Here is a 16,711-nt window from a genome sequence, read left to right as displayed (position 1 = left end):
CCGGTCGTCGCGCGGGTGCGGGCCCGGCCCCGCCGCATGGCGCCGCTGGAGCCGGTAAGCGCCCGCGCCCGCTGGCTGCTCGGCATCGGCTTCTTCGTGCTGTTCGTCGCCGCCTGGTCCTTCTTCACCCTCGGCGGCTTCGTGTCGCCGACCTTCCTGGCCAGCCCGGTCACGATGGTGAAGGAGGCCTGGCTGCTCTTCACCAAATACAACTTCCTCCGCGACATCGGCATGACCGTGTGGCGGGTGCTCGGCGGCTTCGTGCTGGCCACGTTCATCGCCGTGCCGCTGGGCATCGCGATGGGTGCCTACAAACCGATCGAAGCCTTCCTCGAGCCCTTCGTGTCCTTCTGCCGCTACCTGCCGGCCTCGGCCTTCATCCCGCTGCTGATCCTGTGGGCCGGCATCGGCGAAACGCAGAAGCTGCTGGTCATCTTCATCGGCTCGGTGTTCCAGATCATCCTGATGGTCGCGGTGATCGTCGGCGGCGCCCGCAAGGACCTGGTCGAAGCCGCCTACACGCTCGGCGCGGACGGCGCCGGCATCGTCAAGCGGGTGCTCATTCCCGGTGCCGCACCCGGCATCGCCGAGACGCTGCGCCTGGTGCTCGGCTGGGCCTGGACCTACGTCATCGTGGCCGAACTCATCGGCTCCTCGTCCGGCATCGGCCACATGATCACCGACAGCCAGGCGCTGCTGAACACCGGCCAGATCATCTTCGGCATCATCGTCATCGGCATCATCGGGCTGGTGTCGGACTTCGCCTTCAAGGCGGTCAACCGCAAGCTGTTTGCCTGGAGCACCCTCTGATGAGCCGCAACCAGTTGTCCATCCAGGGCGTGTCGCGGGTGTTCGAGGGCACCAAGGGCCAGCGCACGCAGGCGCTGCAACCCATCGACTTCGAGGTCAAGGAAAACGACTTCGTCACCATCCTCGGCCCCTCGGGCTGCGGCAAGTCGACCCTGCTGCGCATCGTCGCCGGCCTCGACTTCCCCACCACCGGCCAGGTGCTGCTCGACGGCCAGGCCGTCGAAGGCCCGGGCGCCGACCGCGGCGTGGTGTTCCAGAGCTACACGCTGTTCCCGTGGCTGACGATCGCGCAGAACATCCGCTTCGGTCTGCGCGAGCGCGGCATGTCCGAAGCCGAGCAGCAGGAGCGCAGCGACTTCTTCATCGCCAAGGTCGGGCTGCGCGGCTTCGAGAACCACTTTCCCAAGCAGCTGTCGGGCGGCATGCAGCAACGCACCGCCATCGCGCGGGCGCTCGCCAACGACCCCAAGATGCTGCTGCTCGACGAGCCCTTCGGCGCGCTCGACAACCAGACCCGCGTGCTGATGCAGGAACTGCTGCTCGGCATCTGGGAATCGGCGCAGAAGACGGTGCTGTTCGTCACCCACGACATCGACGAGGCCATCTTCATGGCGAACCGCGTCGCGGTGTTCAGCGCACGGCCGGGCCGCATCAAGACCGAGATCGCGGTCGACTTCCCGCATCCGCGGCACTACACCATCAAGACCTCGCCCGAGTTCATGGCGATCAAGGCGCGGCTCACCGAAGAGATCCGCGCCGAGTCGATGGCCACCGCAGAGCACTGAGCCGCACACCGATGAAACGCGACCTGCCGGCCCTCGCGCTCTACGAGCAGGTGAAGGAATTCATCTCGCGCAAGATCCAGGACGGCACCTGGCCGGCCGGCCACCGCCTGCCGTCGGAGCACGAGCTGGTGGCGCAGTTCGGCGTCGCCCGCATGACGGTCAACCGTGCGCTGCGCGAGCTGGTCGAGCAGGGCCGCATCGTGCGCGTGGCCGGCGTCGGCAGCTTCGTAGCCGAGGACAAGCCGCAGTCGACACTGCTGCAGATCGCCAACATCGCCAGCGAGATCCGCCAGCGCGGCCACGACTACCGCTGCCAGATGCTGACGGTGGAGCGCCGCGCCGCCGCGGCCGACGTGGCCGCCTGGCTCGGCCTGCGCGCCGGTGAGTCGGTGTTCCACAGCGTCTGCCTTCACCTGGAGAACGAGACGCCGGTGCAGCTCGAGGAACGCTATGTGAACCCGCTGGTGGTGCCGACCTACCTCGCGCAGGACTTCGTCGCGACGCCGCCCAGCGAGTATCTGGTGCGCCACGTGCCCTTCGACCAGATCGAGCACCTGGTCGACGCGGTGCTGCCGACCGCCGAGCAGGCCGCCCGGCTCGCGATGCCGGTGGCCGACCCCTGCCTGCTGCTGACCCGTCGCACCTGGACGCGCAGCATTCCGGTGACCTGGGTGCGCTGCCTGCACCCGGCATCACGCTACCGCCTCGGCAGCCGCTTTCGCGCCGACGGCAACCCCAGCTTCGGCTGACGCGTGCGCCGCACGCCCCCACGCCCCCGCCTTCGCACCGATCCACCTGTCTAGACAAGTTGCCATGACGCCTTCGACATCGCACGCCTCCGAACCCCTCGTCCTCTCACCCGGCGCCGTCGACCTGCCGATGCTCCGCCGCATCCATGCCGGCGGCGTGACGCTCGCGCTCGACCCCGCGACCGCGCCAGGCATGCGCGCGGCGCAGGCGGCCGTGGCGCACATCGTCGAGAACGACCAGGTGGTCTACGGCATCAACACCGGCTTCGGCAAGCTGGCCAGCACCCGCATCGGCAACGACCATCTGGCCGAGCTGCAGCGCAACCTGGTGCTGTCGCACAGCGTCGGCACCGGCGAGCCGCTCGGCGCCGAGGTGGTCCGACTGGTGCTCGCGACCAAGGCGGTGAGCCTGGCGCGCGGGCATTCGGGCGTGCGTCCGGCCCTGGTCGATGCCTTGCTCGCGCTGTTCAACGCCGGCGTCGTGCCGCGCATTCCGGCCAAGGGCTCGGTCGGCGCGTCCGGCGACCTGGCGCCGCTGGCGCACCTGGCCTGCGTGCTGATCGGCGAAGGCGAGGCGACGCTGCCCGACGGTCGCGTCGTCGATGGTGCCGAGGCGATGCGCTTCGTCGGCCTCGATCCCTTCGTGCTCGGACCGAAGGAGGGCCTGGCGTTGCTCAACGGCACACAGGTGTCGACCGCCCTCGCGCTGGCCGGCCTGTTCGGCGCGGAGAACGTCTTCGCGGCCGGCCTGATGTCGGGCGCGCTGTCGCTCGAAGCCATCCAGGGGTCCATCAAGCCCTTCGACGCGCGCATCCATGCGGCGCGCGGCCAGCCGGGGCAGATCGCCGTGGCCGCCGCGGTGCGGGCGCTGCTCGACGGCAGCGCCATCGTGCCTTCGCATGCCGATTGCGGCCGGGTGCAGGACCCGTACTCGATCCGCTGCATTCCGCAGGTGATGGGCGCCTGCCTCGACAACCTGCAGCATGCGGCGCGGGTGCTGGCCATCGAGGCCAATGCCGCGTCGGACAACCCGCTGGTCTTTACGGACACGGGTGAGGTCATCAGCGGCGGCAACTTCCACGCCGAGCCGGTCGCGTTCGCGGCGGACATCATCGCGCTGGCGGTGAGCGAGATCGGCGCCATGGCCGAGCGCCGTATCGCGCTGCTGCTCGACACCGGCCTGTCGGGCCTGCCGCCCTTCCTGGTGCGTGATGGCGGCCTCAACTCCGGCTTCATGATCGCGCAGGTGACGGCGGCGGCGCTGGCGTCGGAAAACAAGTCGCTGGCGCACCCGGCCAGCGTCGACAGCCTGCCGACCTCGGCCAACCAGGAAGACCATGTGTCGATGGCGACCTTCGCCGCGCGGCGATTGGGCGACATGGTCGAGAACACGGCGGTGGTCGTCGGCATCGAGGCCATGTGTGCAGCGCAAGGCATCGAACTGAAGCGCGACCCCGCCGCGGTGCTGGAAAGCTCGGCACTCGTCGAGGCCGAACTGCGCGCCATCCGAAGCAAGGTCGCGTTCCTCGATCGCGACCGCTACCTCGCCCCCGACATCGAAGCCATGCGGCAGTGGGCGCTGGTGGCGGATCTGCCCGACGTCCTGTTGAACATCCTGCCCAGCCATTGAAAGGACCCTGTTCCATGAATGCACCCGACAAATTCAACGCCGACCCCCGCCACGACCCGAGCCGCGTGATCCGCGCCCCGCGCGGCAGCGAACTCACCTGCAAGAGCTGGCTCACCGAAGCGCCGTTCCGCATGCTGCAGAACAACCTCGACGCCGAGGTCGCCGAGCGGCCGCAGGACCTGGTGGTGTACGGCGGTATCGGCCGCGCCGCGCGCAACTGGGCCTGCTACGACCAGATCCTCGAATCGCTCAAGGTGCTGGAAGACGACGAGTCGCTGCTGATCCAGTCGGGCAAGCCGGTGGGTGTGTTCAAGACGCACACCAACGCGCCGCGCGTGCTGATCGCCAACTCGAACCTCGTGCCCAAGTGGGCGACCTGGGAAAAGTTCAACGAACTCGACCGCGCCGGCCTCTTCATGTACGGACAGATGACGGCCGGCAGTTGGATCTACATCGGTGCGCAGGGCATCGTGCAGGGCACCTTCGAGACCTTTGTCGAAGCGGGTCGTCAGCACTACGGCAACGACTTGTCGGGCAAGTGGATTCTCACCGCCGGCCTCGGCGGCATGGGTGGTGCGCAGCCGCTGGCGGGCGTGCTGGCCGGCGCCTGCGTGCTGGCCATCGAGTGCCAGCAGTCGAGCATCGACTTTCGCTTGCGCACGCGCTATGTCGACAAGCAGGCCAAGGACCTCGACGACGCGCTGGCGCTCATCGCGCACCACACGGCGAAGAAGGAAGCCGTGTCGATCGCGCTGCTCGGCAATGCGGCCGAGATCGTGCCGGAGCTGGTGAAGCGCGCGAAGGCCGGCACCGCGATCCGTCCCGACCTGGTGACCGACCAGACCTCCGCGCACGATCTGATCCACGGCTACCTGCCGGCCGGCTGGACCGTGCCGCAGTGGCAGGCCGCGATGAAGGATGCATCGCAGCACGCGACGCTCACCGCCGCGGCCGCCAAGTCCTGCGTGGTGCACGTGCAGGCGATGCTCGACTTCCAGGCCATGGGCGTGCCGACGGTCGACTACGGCAACAACATCCGCCAGGTCGCGTTCGACGAAGGCGTCAAGAACGCCTTCGACTTCCCCGGCTTCGTGCCCGCGTACATCCGTCCGCTGTTCTGCGAAGGCAAGGGCCCGTTCCGCTGGGTCGCGCTTTCGGGCGACCCGGAAGACATCTACAAGACCGACGCGAAGATCAAGGAACTGTTCCCCGACAACAAGCACACCCACCGCTGGCTCGACATGGCGCGCGAGCGCATCGCCTTCCAGGGCCTGCCGGCGCGCATCTGCTGGCTGGGCCTGGGCGAGCGCCACATCGCGGGACTCGCGTTCAACGAGATGGTGAAGAACGGCGAGCTGAAGGCGCCCGTCGTCATCGGCCGCGACCACCTCGACACCGGCTCGGTCGCCAGCCCCAACCGCGAGACCGAAGCCATGAAGGACGGCACCGATGCCGTCAGCGACTGGCCGCTGCTCAACGCGCTGCTCAACACCGCCGGCGGCGCGACATGGGTCAGCCTGCACCACGGCGGCGGCGTCGGCATGGGCTACTCGCAGCATGCCGGCATGGTGATCGTGTGCGACGGCACCGACGCCGCCGCCCAACGCATCGGCAACGTGCTGTGGAACGACCCGGCCAGCGGCGTGATGCGCCACGCCGACGCGGGCTATGACATCGCGATCGCCACGGCGAAGAAGCAGGGGCTTCAACTGCCGATGCTCAAGTAACCCTCCTTCTTCTTCCTCTTCTCCAACGAAAGTCACCATGCAGATCCGCCGCCAGTTCCTTCTTGCCACCGCCTCCGCCGCATTGGCCTTCGGCGTCAGCGCCCAGGCACAGGCCCAGGCCGTTCTTACGGTCGGCACCGACGCCACCTTCCCGCCGATGGAGTTTGTCGAAAACGGCAAGCGCACCGGCTTCGACATCGAGATGGTGGAAGCCGTCGGCAAGGCCATGGGGCGCAAGGTGGAATGGGTCGACATCGACTTCAAGGGGCTGATCCCCGGCCTGATCTCCAAGCGCTTCGACATGGCCGTGTCAGCCATCTACATCACTGACGAGCGCAAGAAGGTGGTCGACTTCACGGTGCCCTACTACGCGGGCGGCCTGGTGGCCATGGTCAAGGCCGACAACACGACGATCAAGTCGCCGGCCGACCTCAACGGGAAGAAGGTCAGCGTGCAGGTCGGCACCAAGTCGGTCAGCTTCGTGAAGGAGAAGTACCCGCAGGTGCAGCTGATGGAAGTCGAGAAGAACCAGGAGATGTTCAACCTGGTCGACATTGGCCGCAGCGACGCGGCCGTGACCGGCAAGCCCGCCGCCTACCAGTACGTGCGCACGCGCCCTGGCCTGAAGGTGCTCGAAGAACAGCTGACCACCGAGGAATACGGCATGGCGATCCGCAAGGACACGCCCGAGCTCACCAAGGCGGTGAACGCCGCGCTGGAGAAACTGAAGACCGACGGCACCTACGCGGCCATCGCCAAGAAGTACTTCAGCAACGCGACGGCGAAGTGACGCGGCGCGCCTGATGGATCTGGATTTCACGCCGGTCTGGGCCGGCTGGGCCGAGCTGCTGCGCGGTGCCCTCGTCACGGTCGAGATCACCGCGTGCGCGCTGACTTTGGGATGCATGCTGGGGTTGCTTGTCGGCATCGGCCGACTCAACCCGAAGCGTCGTTGGGTCTACGCTGTGTGCACCGCGTACGTGTCGCTCATCCGTGGAACGCCGTTGCTCGTGCAACTCTTCATTCTCTTCTTCGGCCTGCCGCACTTCGGCCTCCTGTTGCCCGCATTCCTGTGCGGCGTGCTGGGGCTGGGCGTGTACTCGGGCGCGTACGTGTCGGAAATCGTGCGCGGCGCCATCCAGTCGATCGACCGCGGCCAGACGCTGGCGGCGCAGTCGCTGGGCATGACGCCCGCGGTCGCGATGCGGCAGATCGTGCTGCCGCAGGCGGTGGTGCGCATGATTCCCCCACTCGGCAACGAGTTCATCGCGCTCATCAAGAATTCAGCCTTGGTATCGCTGCTCACCATCCACGACGTGATGCATGAAGGCCAGAAAATCATCAGCGTGTCATACCGCTCGCTCGAGGTGTATCTGGCCATTGCCCTTGTTTACTTCCTGTTGACAGGTGCGGTGACGCTCGTGCTGCGACATTGGGAGCGGAAACTTGGACAAGGAGGATTGATTCGATGAGCCTGGAGCGTTTCTCGCGTTCGGCGCTGGCGGTGACGCCTTGGAAAAACGGCGGGGGCACCACGCAGGAGGTCGTTTGCTTTCCGCCAGGTGCCGGGCTCGACGACTTCGATTGGCGTGTGAGCATCGCCACCATCGCCATGGGCGGGCCCTTCTCGGTATTTCCGGGGGTGGACCGCACGATCATGCTGCTCGAAGGCGACGGCGTGCGCCTGCGAGCCGCCGGCTTCGATCACGCGCTCGTTGCCCCGCACGAGCCTTTCACCTTCGACGGCGAAACGGCGGTCGAGTGCAGCCTGCGCGGTGGCATCTCGACCGACTTCAACCTGATGGTGCGGCGCGCGGGCGGCCAGGCCACGTTGCGCGTGATCTCCGAGATGGCCATGCTGGAACGCAGTGCCCACGGCCTGCTGATGACGCTGGACGGCCAGTGGCGCGTGGGTGGCGGCATGCTGACGGAGGGCCAGGGCGTCTGGTGGGCCGACGAGCCCCAGACCTGGACCGTCAAGCCGGCCAGCCGCGGCGCACGCCTGGCGGTGGTGCAGTGGCTGCCCGCCGACGCTGCACCTCCCGGCGAGGACTTCCAGCTATGACGATGAAACCCTTCGACACCTGCCCTTCCGCCGACGGTCTTTGGACTGGCCTGCGGCTCGCTGATGCGGCATCGGCATCGGCGCCGACGGTGGCCGCCGCCATCGCGGTCATGGAGGGCGTGGTCCGCTGGGTCGGGCCGCAGGCCGGTGTTCCAGCCGAGTTCCATGCGCTGCCACGGCACGACGGTGGCGACGCGCTCGTCACGCCGGGCCTGGTCGACTGCCACACGCACCTGGTTTACGGCGGCCAGCGCGCGAACGAATTCGCGATGCGGCTGGCCGGCGCAAGCTACGAAGAGGTGGCGAAGGCCGGCGGCGGCATCGTGTCGAGCGTGCGCGCCACGCGCGAGGCGAGCGAAGGCGAGCTCTTCGCGAGCGCCGGCAAGCGCCTCGAGTCGCTGCTGGCCGAAGGCGTCTGCGCGATCGAGATCAAGTCGGGCTACGGCCTGTCCCTGGAGCACGAGCGCAAGCAGTTGCGCGTGGCGCGCCGCCTCGGCACCGCGTATGGCGTGACGGTGCGCACCACTTTCCTCGGCGCGCATGCGCTGCCGCCCGAATATGCAGGTCGTGAAAACGGCAGCGGCGCGTACATCGACCTCGTGTGCGACGAGATGCTGCCCGCGCTCGCGGCCGAAGGGCTGGTCGATGCAGTCGACGTGTTCTGCGAGCGCATCGCTTTTTCGCTGGAAGAAACCGAGCGCGTCTTCCAGGCGGCGAAGCAACTCAACCTGCCAGTCAAGCTGCACGCCGAGCAACTGTCGGACATGGGTGGCGCGGCCTTGGCCGCGCGCTATGGCGCGCTGTCGTGCGACCACATCGAACACCTGTCGCAGGCCGGCATCGACGCAATGCGCGACGCGGGCACGGTGGCGGTGCTGCTGCCGGGCGCGTTCTACACGCTGCGCGACACGACGGTGCCGCCCATCGCCGCGTTGCGTGCGGCGGGCGTGCCGATGGCGGTGTCGACCGATCACAACCCCGGTACCTCGCCCGCGCTGAGCCTGCTGCTGATGGTGAACATGGCGTGCACCCTGTTCCGGCTGACGGTGCCGGAGGCCATCGATGCGGTGACGGTGCATGCGGCGCGTGCGCTCGGCCTGCAGGACACGCACGGCGCGATCGCGGTCGGCATGCCCGCCAACTTTGTGCTGTGGGATGTGCGGGAGCTGGCGGAGCTCGCTTACTGGTTCGGTCAGCGGCCGGTGCGTTCTGTGGTTCGGCAGGGAAGGGTGGTGCTGTGATCGTTTCCGCTTGGCTTGAGGAGATCGCCCGGCAGGCGGTGCGGGCCGATCGACCCCGGTGCGCCGGCCGCTTCGCGGCTTCCCTGCAGTGCTCGCGCCATCGGCTGCGTCGCAGAACTCGCTGCGCTCACTTCGTTCTCTTCGCTCAGACAGCTGCGACGAGTCAGTGGTTGAAGCGCGCTGCGCGCGCAGCCGATGGCGCTGCGCTCCTCGGCGGCGCACAGGGCTCGCCCGGCCCGCACCGCCTGCCGGGCTTGGTGGGTGCGCGACGATTGCGCCCGCCGGAAAAGGGTGCGCCACGATCGCGTCCCCGTCGGAGGGCGGTAGGCCTGTGGGCGGCTGTGGAGCCTGCGGCGAGCACCGCAGCGAAAGGCGGATCAGGGCCGCAGCTGTTTGAGCGAAGCGAGTTCTGCGGACCCCGTCTTTCGCGAGGAGCAGCAGCGAAGCCCGAAGGGCCGCAGGCGTCTGCCGCCCACAGGCCTACCGCCCTCCGACGCCTCACGACCCGCACGATCAGCGTATGACAAAGACCCTCATCGCAAGCTACGCATTGCTCCCCACAGGCTGGCAAAAGAACGTCCGCCTCGAATGGAACGACAACGGCCAGCTGACCCATGTCGAACCCAACACGACAGCGCCGGCAGCGACACAAGGCCCGGTCATCCCCGGCACCCCCAACCTCCACTCCCACGCCTTCCAGCGCGCCATCGCGGGCCTGACCGAATACCGTGGCGAGGCGAGCGACAGCTTCTGGAGCTGGCGCACGCTGATGTACCGCTTCGCGCTGCGGCTCGACCCGGCGCAGCTCGAGGCGATCGCGCTGGGCCTGTACGTCGAGATGCTGGAAGCGGGCTACACGTCGGTGTGCGAGTTCCACTACGTGCATCACCAGGGCGATGGGCAACCGTATGCCGACGACGCCGAGCTGGCGCATGCGCTGATGCGTGCGGCGCAACGCGCTGGCATCGGGCTCACGCTGCTGCCGGTGCTGTACCAGACCAGCGGCTTCGGCGCCAAGCCGCCGAGCGACGGGCAACGCCGCTTCATCCGCTCGACCGAGTCGATGCTGCGCCTGCTCGATGGCCTCAAGCCCTTGTGCGATGCGCAAGGCGCACGCCTCGGCCTCGCACCCCATTCCCTGCGCGCCGTACCGCCCGATGCGCTGCGCGACGCGCTCGCCGGGCTCGACGCCATCGACGCGACCGCGCCGGTGCACATCCACATCGCCGAGCAGACGCAGGAGGTCGACGACTGCGTGGCATGGAGCGGCCAGCGCCCGGTCGCATGGTTGCTCGACCACGCGCCGGTCGACGCGCGCTGGTGCCTGGTGCATGCGACGCACATGGACGCCGACGAGTACCGGCGCGCCGCCGCGACCGGTGCCGTGGCTGGCCTGTGCCCGACCACCGAGGCGAACCTCGGCGATGGCATCTTCGATTTGCCGGCGTGGCGCGCGGCCGGTGGCGTGTGGGGCATCGGCTCCGACAGCCACATCTGCGTGAACGCCGCCGAGGAGCTGCTGATGCTGGAGTACAGCCAGCGCCTGGCCACGCGCCAGCGCAACGTGGGTGCCGATGCGTCGCAGCCGAACGTCGCGAGCGCGATGACGCTGGCGGCGGTGCAGGGCGGCGCGCAGGCGTCCGGGCGTTCCGCCGGCGGGCTGGTTGTCGGGCAGCAGGCGGACTTCACCGTGCTCGATGCCACGCACCCCGCGCTCGCCGGGCTCGACGCGCCCGACATGCTGTCGTCGCACATCTTCGCGAGCCACCGCACCAGCGCGATCGACGCCGTGTGGGTCGCCGGGCAGCCGCGCGTGAAGGCGGGTCGCCATGCCCTTCACGATGCGGCGTCGGCCGGCCTTGTTGCCGCGCGCCGCCAACTGCTGGAGGATTCGCCATGAGCTTTCAAACCACCGAGCCCCCGTTTCGCTTCCGCCAGGGCACGCGACCCCTGTTGATCTCCATGCCGCATGTCGGCACGCACGTGCCCCCCGCACTGGCCGCGCGCTTCACCGCCGAGGCGCGGCAGGTGCCCGACACCGACTGGCACCTCGAACGCCTCTACGACTTCGCCGACGAGCTCGGCGCGTCGGTGCTGGTGGCCACCCACTCGCGCTACGTCATCGACCTCAACCGCCCGCCGGACGGCGCCAGCCTGTACCCCGGCCAGAGCGTCACCGGCCTGTGCCCGGTCGATACCTTCGACAACACGCCGATCTACGAAGCCGGCGATGTGCCCGAAGACGCCGAGATCGCCGCGCGACGCGACGCGATCTGGCACCCGTATCACGCCAAGCTTGCCGAAGAACTCGCGCGTCTCAAGGCGCAGCACGGCATCGCCGCGCTGTGGGACGCGCACTCGATCCGTTCGATGCTGCCGCGCTTCTTCGAGGGCAAGCTGCCCGACCTGAACCTCGGCACCGCCAAGGGCGAGAGTTGCGACCGCGTGCTGGCGCAGACGCTGCGGGGCATCGCCGAGAACGCGCCCGGCTACACCGGCGTGCTCAACGGCCGCTTCACCGGCGGCTACATCACGCGCCACCACGGCCAGCCCGCGCAGAACGTGCATGCGGTGCAACTTGAGATGACCCAGTCGAGCTACATGCAGGAGGCGCTGCCCTTCGACTACCTGCCCGAGGTCGCGGCGGGCGTGCAGCCGCATGTGCGCCGCATGCTGGAAGCCGTGCTGCAGTTCGTCGAGAGGCGGCGTGGCTGAGCCTGGCTTCATCGAGGCGCTCGTGGCCGCGGCCGGCGCCGACGCCGTGCAGACCGGCGACGCCGTGCCGCCCCGCCATCGCACCGACTGGAGCGGCGTCACGCCGGTGCAGCCCGTCGCGCTCGTGCGCCCGCGCAGCACCGACGCTGTCGCGGCCGTGCTGCGCGTGTGCAGCGAATTCCGCGTGTCGGTCGTGCCGCAGGGCGGCCTCACCGGCATGGCGGGCGGGGCGGTGCCGGTCGCCGGGGCGATCGCGCTGTCGCTCGACCGCATGAACGCCATCGAGTCGCTCGACGTGGCGGCCTCGACCCTCACCGTGCAGGCCGGCGTCACGCTGCAGGCGGTGCAGGAAGCCGCGGCCGAGCGGGGCCTGCAGTTCGGCGTCGACCTCGGCGCGCGTGGCTCCTGCCAGATCGGCGGCAACCTCGCGACCAATGCCGGCGGCAACGGCGTGCTGCAGTTCGGGATGATGCGCGAGCAGGCGCTCGGGCTCGAGGTGGTGCTGGCCGACGGCACGGTGCTGCCGATGCTGCGGCCGATGATCAAGAACAACACCGGCTACGACCTCAAGCAGTTCTTCATCGGCGCCGAGGGCACGCTCGGCGTGATCACGCGCGCCGTGCTGCGGCTGCACCCGGCACCGCGCGCCAAGGCGACGGTGCTGGTCGCGGTCGGCAGCTTTGAGCAATCGCTGGCACTGCTCGGCCGGCTGCAGGCACGCTTTCCCGGCGCGGTGGCGGCCTTCGAGCTCATGTGGCGCGACTTCGTCGCCGCGTCGCTGCAATGGCAGTCGCTGCGCGAACCCTTCGACGTGCCGCACCCGTTCGCCGCGCTGGTCGACGTGACGGGCGGCGACGAAGACGAACTGCGCGCCGCGATCGAGGAACTGCTCGGCGAATCGATGGAAGCCGGCGAGGCGCTCGACGCCGTCATCGCGCAATCGCAGGCGCAGGCCCGCACGCTGTGGAAGATCCGCGAGGCCACGGCTGAACTGCCGGCCAACATGCACCCGCCGATCAATTTCGACGTGAGCCTGCCGATGGGCGACATCGGCCGCTTCGCCGACACCTGCCGCGCGGCGCTCGACGCGCGCTGGCCCGGCAACATCGCCGTCTTCTTCGGCCATGTGGGCGACAGCAACCTGCACCTCTCCGTCGACGCCAGCACCGTCGGTGGCGATGAGCCCGGCGTCGAGAGGCTCGTGTACGGCCAGGTCGCCGCGTTCGGCGGCAGCGTGTCGGCCGAGCATGGCATCGGCACGCACAAGAAGCCCTACCTCGGCGCCAGCCGCACGCCGGCCGAGCTGGCTGCGATGCGCGCCATCAAGCAGGCGCTGGACCCACACCACCTCATGAACCCCGGCAAGCTCTTCGACCGCGTCTGAGGATGCGCGGCGTGGCACCGCGATCACCCACCACGGCAAGCCCTTTGGCCGCTTCCTACAATCGTGGGCTATGAAGCCCATCGTCTACACCCGCGGTCAGGCCCTGCCTGGCATCCTCGCCCAACGCATCGCCGTGCTCGACGGCGCCATGGGCACGATGATCCAGCGCTTCAAGCTCACGGAAGAGCAGTACCGCGGCGAGCGCTTCAAGGACTTCGAGCGCGACGTGAAGGGCAACAACGAGTTGCTGTCGCTGACGCGTCCCGACGTGATCCGCGACATCCACGAAAAGTACCTCGCCGCCGGCGCGGACCTGATCGAGACCAATACCTTCGGCGCCACCACCGTCGCGCAGGAGGACTACAAGATGGCGCACCTGGCGCGCGAGATGAACCTCGAATCCGCGAAGCTCGCGCGTGCGGCCTGCGACAAGTACAGCACGCCGGACAAGCCGCGCTTCGTCGCCGGCGCCCTCGGCCCGACGCCGAAGACGGCCAGCATCAGCCCCGACGTGAACGACCCCGGCGCCCGCAACGTCGACTTCGAAACCTTGCGCGCGGCGTACTACGAACAGACCGAGGCGCTGGTCGAGGGCGGTGCCGACGTGATCCTGGTCGAGACCATCTTCGACACGCTCAACGCCAAGGCGGCGCTGTTCGCGGTCGACGAGTACTTCGAGGCCTCGGGCGAGCGCCTGCCGCTCATCATCAGCGGCACCGTGACCGACGCCTCGGGCCGCATCCTGAGCGGCCAGACCGTGACTGCCTTCTGGCACAGCGTGCGCCACGCGCAGCCGCTGGCCATCGGCCTGAACTGTGCGCTGGGCGCGGCGCTGATGCGCCCCTACATCCAGGAACTTGCCCGGGTGGCGGAAGACACCTTCATCAGCTGCTACCCGAACGCCGGCCTGCCCAACCCGATGAGCGACACCGGCTTCGATGAGACGCCCGACGTCACGGCGCGCCTGCTGCACGAGTTCGCGGCCGACGGGCTGGTGAACATCGTGGGGGGCTGCTGCGGCACCACGCCCGACCACATCGCGGCCATCGGCCGCACCGTGGCGCCGATTGCAGGCCGGCGCGTTCAGCGGCAGCCTTTCTACGCCGAAGCCGCTTGAGCGGCGCCCCGGCTGATTGACAAGCCGGCCTCGCGCGAACACCGTGAGGCGATGAAGACGCAGCCGGAAGGAACCCCATGAACAACAAGATCGTCTTGCGCTGGATCGGCATCGGCGCTCTGGCCTTCGTCCTGCCGGTCGTGGCCTCGGCCCAGCAGGCCTTTGCACGCAGCACGGTGAACCTGCGGGCCGGGCCGGCGGGCAACTACCCGTTGATTGCGACCATCGGCGCCGGCCAGCCCTTCGACGTGCTGGGCTGCACCAGCGGCTACAGCTGGTGCGACGTGGTGATGCCCGACGGCCTGCGCGGCTGGGTCTATGCGCAGAGCGTCGACTATGCCTACGAGCAGCGGCGCGTGCCGATCGCCACCTACGGCGCGGCCATCGGCATTCCGCTCGTGACCTTCGCGATCGGCAGCTACTGGGGCAACAACTACCGCGACCGCTCGTTCTACGACGACCGCCGCTACTGGGGCAACCGGCCGCCGCCGCCCCGCGACAACTGGCAGCGTCCGCCGCCGCCGCGTGCCGAGTGGCGGCCGAATCCGTACCGGCCGGCCGGGGGCAACGACTACCGCCCGGACCGTGACCGTCGCGATGACCGCGACCGCCGCGATGACCGCGACCGTCGGGACTGGCGGCGCGACGAAGAACGCGGGCGTCAGCAACAGCAACAGCAACAGCAACAGCAACAGCAACAGCGGGTCGAGCAGCAGCGCCACCAGCAGGAGCAGCAGCGGCAACAGCAGGAACGGCAACAGCAGCAGCAACAGGCGCAGCAGCAACGGCAGCAGCAACAGCAACAGGCGCAGCAGGAACGGCAGCAGCGGCAGCAGGAGCAGCAGCCACAGCCCGGCTACCGTCCTCATCCGCAGGGCCGCCCCGACTTTCAGCAGCAGCGCCAGGACCTGGGGCGTCAGGTCGAGCGCGGCCAGCGCGAGAACGGCCGCGACGGCTTCACGCGGGACGGGCGCCAGAAGGAATAGCGGCAGGCTTCAGGACGGATTCAGGCCGCGATCGCGGCCGATTTGTCCCGCGCGATCAGCGCCACGAAACGCTGTGCGCCCAGCCCGAGCGGACGCTCGCGCGACCACACCACGTCGACCCACAGGTCGAGCCCGTTGCTGAGGTTCTCGAACGGAATCTCCAGCAACGCCCCCGCCGCCACGTGCGGCTTGGCGAAGGCGCGCGGCAGCCAGCCCCAGCCGAGGCCGGCGGTGATCAGGCTCAGTGCGGCGAGCGCGTTGTCGGTGCGCCAGACATGCCGGCCGAAGACGAAGCGCGGGTCGCTGGTCGCCAGATCGCGCCCGGCCACCACGATCTGCCGCGTGTTGTGCAGATGCTCCTCGCGCAGGCGCCCGCCGGCGGCGGCCAGCACCGGGTGCGCCGGCGCCATCACGGCGACCATGGTGTCGCTCGCCACTTCCTGAAATCCCTCGCGGCCGTCGAGGCTGGGCCGCTCGAACACCAGCGCAAGTTGCGCGCGCCCGGCGTGCAGCAGCGCCAGCGCGTCGGCCTGCGGCGCGGCGAGCACCTCCACTTCGAGCAGGGGGTACTCGGCCGCCAGTGCCGCGAGGGCGCCGCTCCAGGGTGCCGCCAGCAGCTCGGGGGCGATGGCCAGCGTCAACCGGTTCTCCAGTCCTTGGGTGAGGGCCAGCGCCTGCACTTCGAGCTGCTTGAACTGCGCCGCCAGCAGGCGCGCCTGGGGTTCGAGCGAGCGCGCGGCGGCGGTGGGCTTGGGCTCACGGCCGCTGCGGTCGAACAACGGGAGGTCGAGTTCGGCCTCCAGCCCGGCGATCGCCATGCTCACGGCCGATGGCACACGCCCCAGCGAGCGCGCCGCCGCCGAGAACGAGCCGTGGTCGAGCACGGCGAGAAAGACCTGCAGGTTGTCGGTGGAGAAGGCCATGCGCCCGATCTATCAGCTTGGTTGAAAGAAGATGACTTTTTATATCAGCTCATGACACATAAAGTCCACCGCGTGTTCACTGTTTTCCGGGATTTCCATGCAAGGGCTCAAGCGCCGTGTCGTCTACATCACGCTTTACGAAGGTATTGCCATCGTCGCGGCGAGCGCGGGGCTGGCGTTGATGTCGGGCCAGGGGCTGGGGCATTCGGGCGTGCTGGCCATGATCGCGTCCGTGATCGCCGTGCTGTGGAATTTGAGCTTCAACTGGCTTTTCGAGCGTTGGGAGTCGCGCCAGGCGGTGCGCGGGCGCAGTGTGTGGCGCCGTGTCGCACACGCCATCGGCTTCGAGGGCGGCCTGGTCGCGTTCCTGGTGCCGACCTTCGCCTGGTGGCTGGGTGTGAGCCTGTGGGACGCGCTGGTGATGGATCTGGGCCTCGTGGTGTTCTTCCTCGTCTACACCTTCGTCTTCAACTGGGCCTTCGACGCCATCTTCGGCCTGCCGGCCTCCGCGACAGGCGCCGCCCAGCCCGCCTGACGCGCCCGACACGCGGCCCGGCGGGCGGCCGTGCAACACTCGGC

At 68.9% G+C, this 16,711-nt stretch carries 16 protein-coding genes; 15 read left to right on the top strand and 1 reads right to left on the bottom strand.

The features are described from left to right. The first annotated feature begins 36 nt into the window (after positions 1–36). The 14 genes from ACSFBE_RS19390 to ACSFBE_RS19325 all read left to right on the top strand — a co-directional run bounded on the left by ACSFBE_RS19390 (position 37) and on the right by ACSFBE_RS19325 (position 15,209). On the top strand, positions 37–810 hold the full coding sequence (locus ACSFBE_RS19390) for an ABC transporter permease (RefSeq protein WP_435492269.1): 774 nt from the start codon (positions 37–39) through the stop codon (positions 808–810). Further along, positions 810–1,595, top strand: a complete 786-nt coding sequence (locus tag ACSFBE_RS19385; RefSeq protein ID WP_435492051.1) for an ABC transporter ATP-binding protein — start codon at positions 810–812, stop codon at positions 1,593–1,595. The genes ACSFBE_RS19390 and ACSFBE_RS19385 overlap by 1 nt, the downstream gene beginning before the upstream one ends. A gap of 11 nt (positions 1,596–1,606) precedes the next feature. Further along, positions 1,607–2,344: a histidine utilization repressor gene (gene hutC / locus ACSFBE_RS19380; protein WP_435492050.1), complete on the top strand. Its 738-nt coding sequence runs from the start codon at positions 1,607–1,609 to the stop codon at positions 2,342–2,344. Positions 2,345–2,408: 64 nt separating this feature from the next. After that, positions 2,409–3,974 carry a histidine ammonia-lyase gene (gene hutH / locus ACSFBE_RS19375; RefSeq protein WP_435492049.1) on the top strand — a complete coding sequence of 522 codons (1,566 nt, stop codon included), beginning with the start codon at positions 2,409–2,411 and terminating at the stop codon, positions 3,972–3,974. Between the two features lie 14 nt (positions 3,975–3,988). Next, entirely contained in the window at positions 3,989–5,701 is a 1,713-nt protein-coding gene (gene hutU / locus ACSFBE_RS19370; RefSeq protein WP_435492048.1) for a urocanate hydratase, read from the top strand. A gap of 37 nt (positions 5,702–5,738) precedes the next feature. Next, on the top strand, positions 5,739–6,491 hold the full coding sequence (locus ACSFBE_RS19365; protein ID WP_435492047.1) for a transporter substrate-binding domain-containing protein: 753 nt from the start codon (positions 5,739–5,741) through the stop codon (positions 6,489–6,491). 13 nt (positions 6,492–6,504) lie between these two features. Then, positions 6,505–7,173: an amino acid ABC transporter permease gene (locus ACSFBE_RS19360; RefSeq protein ID WP_435492046.1), complete on the top strand. Its 669-nt coding sequence runs from the start codon at positions 6,505–6,507 to the stop codon at positions 7,171–7,173. Beyond that, positions 7,170–7,766, top strand: a complete 597-nt coding sequence (locus ACSFBE_RS19355; RefSeq protein WP_435492045.1) for a HutD/Ves family protein — start codon at positions 7,170–7,172, stop codon at positions 7,764–7,766. Before ACSFBE_RS19360 ends, ACSFBE_RS19355 begins: the two co-directional genes overlap by 4 nt. A gap of 2 nt (positions 7,767–7,768) precedes the next feature. After that, a complete protein-coding gene (gene hutI / locus ACSFBE_RS19350; protein ID WP_435492268.1) occupies positions 7,769–9,007 on the top strand; it encodes an imidazolonepropionase in 1,239 nt (412 codons plus the stop codon). Positions 9,008–9,527: 520 nt separating this feature from the next. Continuing rightward, positions 9,528–10,907, top strand: coding sequence for a formimidoylglutamate deiminase (locus tag ACSFBE_RS19345; protein ID WP_435492044.1), 1,380 nt, complete (start codon positions 9,528–9,530; stop codon positions 10,905–10,907). Continuing rightward, the gene (gene hutG, locus ACSFBE_RS19340) at positions 10,904–11,722 is read left to right on the top strand and encodes an N-formylglutamate deformylase (protein WP_435492043.1); all 819 of its coding nucleotides are present in this window, start codon (positions 10,904–10,906) and stop codon (positions 11,720–11,722) included. Before ACSFBE_RS19345 ends, hutG begins: the two co-directional genes overlap by 4 nt. After that, positions 11,715–13,106 carry an FAD-binding oxidoreductase gene (locus tag ACSFBE_RS19335; protein WP_435492042.1) on the top strand — a complete coding sequence of 464 codons (1,392 nt, stop codon included), beginning with the start codon at positions 11,715–11,717 and terminating at the stop codon, positions 13,104–13,106. Before hutG ends, ACSFBE_RS19335 begins: the two co-directional genes overlap by 8 nt. Before the next feature lie 70 nt (positions 13,107–13,176). After that, the gene (locus ACSFBE_RS19330; protein WP_435492041.1) at positions 13,177–14,223 is read left to right on the top strand and encodes a homocysteine S-methyltransferase family protein; all 1,047 of its coding nucleotides are present in this window, start codon (positions 13,177–13,179) and stop codon (positions 14,221–14,223) included. A 77-nt stretch (positions 14,224–14,300) separates the two neighbouring features. Continuing rightward, positions 14,301–15,209: an SH3 domain-containing protein gene (locus ACSFBE_RS19325; RefSeq protein ID WP_435492040.1), complete on the top strand. Its 909-nt coding sequence runs from the start codon at positions 14,301–14,303 to the stop codon at positions 15,207–15,209. A gap of 20 nt (positions 15,210–15,229) precedes the next feature. On the opposite strand, the gene ACSFBE_RS19320 is transcribed toward ACSFBE_RS19325, so the two are convergent. Next, a complete protein-coding gene (locus tag ACSFBE_RS19320; RefSeq protein ID WP_435492039.1) occupies positions 15,230–16,132 on the bottom strand; it encodes a LysR family transcriptional regulator in 903 nt (300 codons plus the stop codon). A 97-nt stretch (positions 16,133–16,229) separates the two neighbouring features. On the opposite strand from ACSFBE_RS19320, the gene ACSFBE_RS19315 reads away from it, so the two are divergent. Continuing rightward, complete coding sequence (locus tag ACSFBE_RS19315; protein ID WP_435492038.1) at positions 16,230–16,667, top strand: PACE efflux transporter; 438 nt, start codon at positions 16,230–16,232, stop codon at positions 16,665–16,667. Positions 16,668–16,711 lie beyond the last annotated feature (44 nt).

The sequence above is a fragment of the Variovorax sucrosi genome (assembly GCF_051216635.1).
Taxonomy (GTDB): Bacteria; Pseudomonadota; Gammaproteobacteria; order Burkholderiales; family Burkholderiaceae_C; genus Variovorax.
Note: the sequence above shows the minus strand (reverse complement) of the source record. Positions and strands in the feature narration are given on the sequence as shown.

Excerpts from the sequence above, each read along its gene's own strand:
- ACSFBE_RS19390 (WP_435492269.1), top strand. The coding sequence starts at position 37 with ATGGCGCCGCTGGAGCCGGTAAGCGCCCGCGCCCGCTGGCTGCTCGGC.
- ACSFBE_RS19385 (WP_435492051.1), top strand. The coding sequence starts at position 810 with ATGAGCCGCAACCAGTTGTCCATCCAGGGCGTGTCGCGGGTGTTCGAG.
- hutC (WP_435492050.1), top strand. The coding sequence starts at position 1,607 with ATGAAACGCGACCTGCCGGCCCTCGCGCTCTACGAGCAGGTGAAGGAA.
- hutH (WP_435492049.1), top strand. The coding sequence starts at position 2,409 with ATGACGCCTTCGACATCGCACGCCTCCGAACCCCTCGTCCTCTCACCC.
- hutU (WP_435492048.1), top strand. The coding sequence starts at position 3,989 with ATGAATGCACCCGACAAATTCAACGCCGACCCCCGCCACGACCCGAGC.
- ACSFBE_RS19365 (WP_435492047.1), top strand. The coding sequence starts at position 5,739 with ATGCAGATCCGCCGCCAGTTCCTTCTTGCCACCGCCTCCGCCGCATTG.
- ACSFBE_RS19360 (WP_435492046.1), top strand. The coding sequence starts at position 6,505 with ATGGATCTGGATTTCACGCCGGTCTGGGCCGGCTGGGCCGAGCTGCTG.
- ACSFBE_RS19355 (WP_435492045.1), top strand. The coding sequence starts at position 7,170 with ATGAGCCTGGAGCGTTTCTCGCGTTCGGCGCTGGCGGTGACGCCTTGG.
- hutI (WP_435492268.1), top strand. The coding sequence starts at position 7,769 with ATGAAACCCTTCGACACCTGCCCTTCCGCCGACGGTCTTTGGACTGGC.
- ACSFBE_RS19345 (WP_435492044.1), top strand. The coding sequence starts at position 9,528 with ATGACAAAGACCCTCATCGCAAGCTACGCATTGCTCCCCACAGGCTGG.
- hutG (WP_435492043.1), top strand. The coding sequence starts at position 10,904 with ATGAGCTTTCAAACCACCGAGCCCCCGTTTCGCTTCCGCCAGGGCACG.
- ACSFBE_RS19330 (WP_435492041.1), top strand. The coding sequence starts at position 13,177 with ATGAAGCCCATCGTCTACACCCGCGGTCAGGCCCTGCCTGGCATCCTC.
- ACSFBE_RS19325 (WP_435492040.1), top strand. The coding sequence starts at position 14,301 with ATGAACAACAAGATCGTCTTGCGCTGGATCGGCATCGGCGCTCTGGCC.
- ACSFBE_RS19320 (WP_435492039.1), bottom strand. The coding sequence starts at position 16,132 with ATGGCCTTCTCCACCGACAACCTGCAGGTCTTTCTCGCCGTGCTCGAC.
- ACSFBE_RS19315 (WP_435492038.1), top strand. The coding sequence starts at position 16,230 with ATGCAAGGGCTCAAGCGCCGTGTCGTCTACATCACGCTTTACGAAGGT.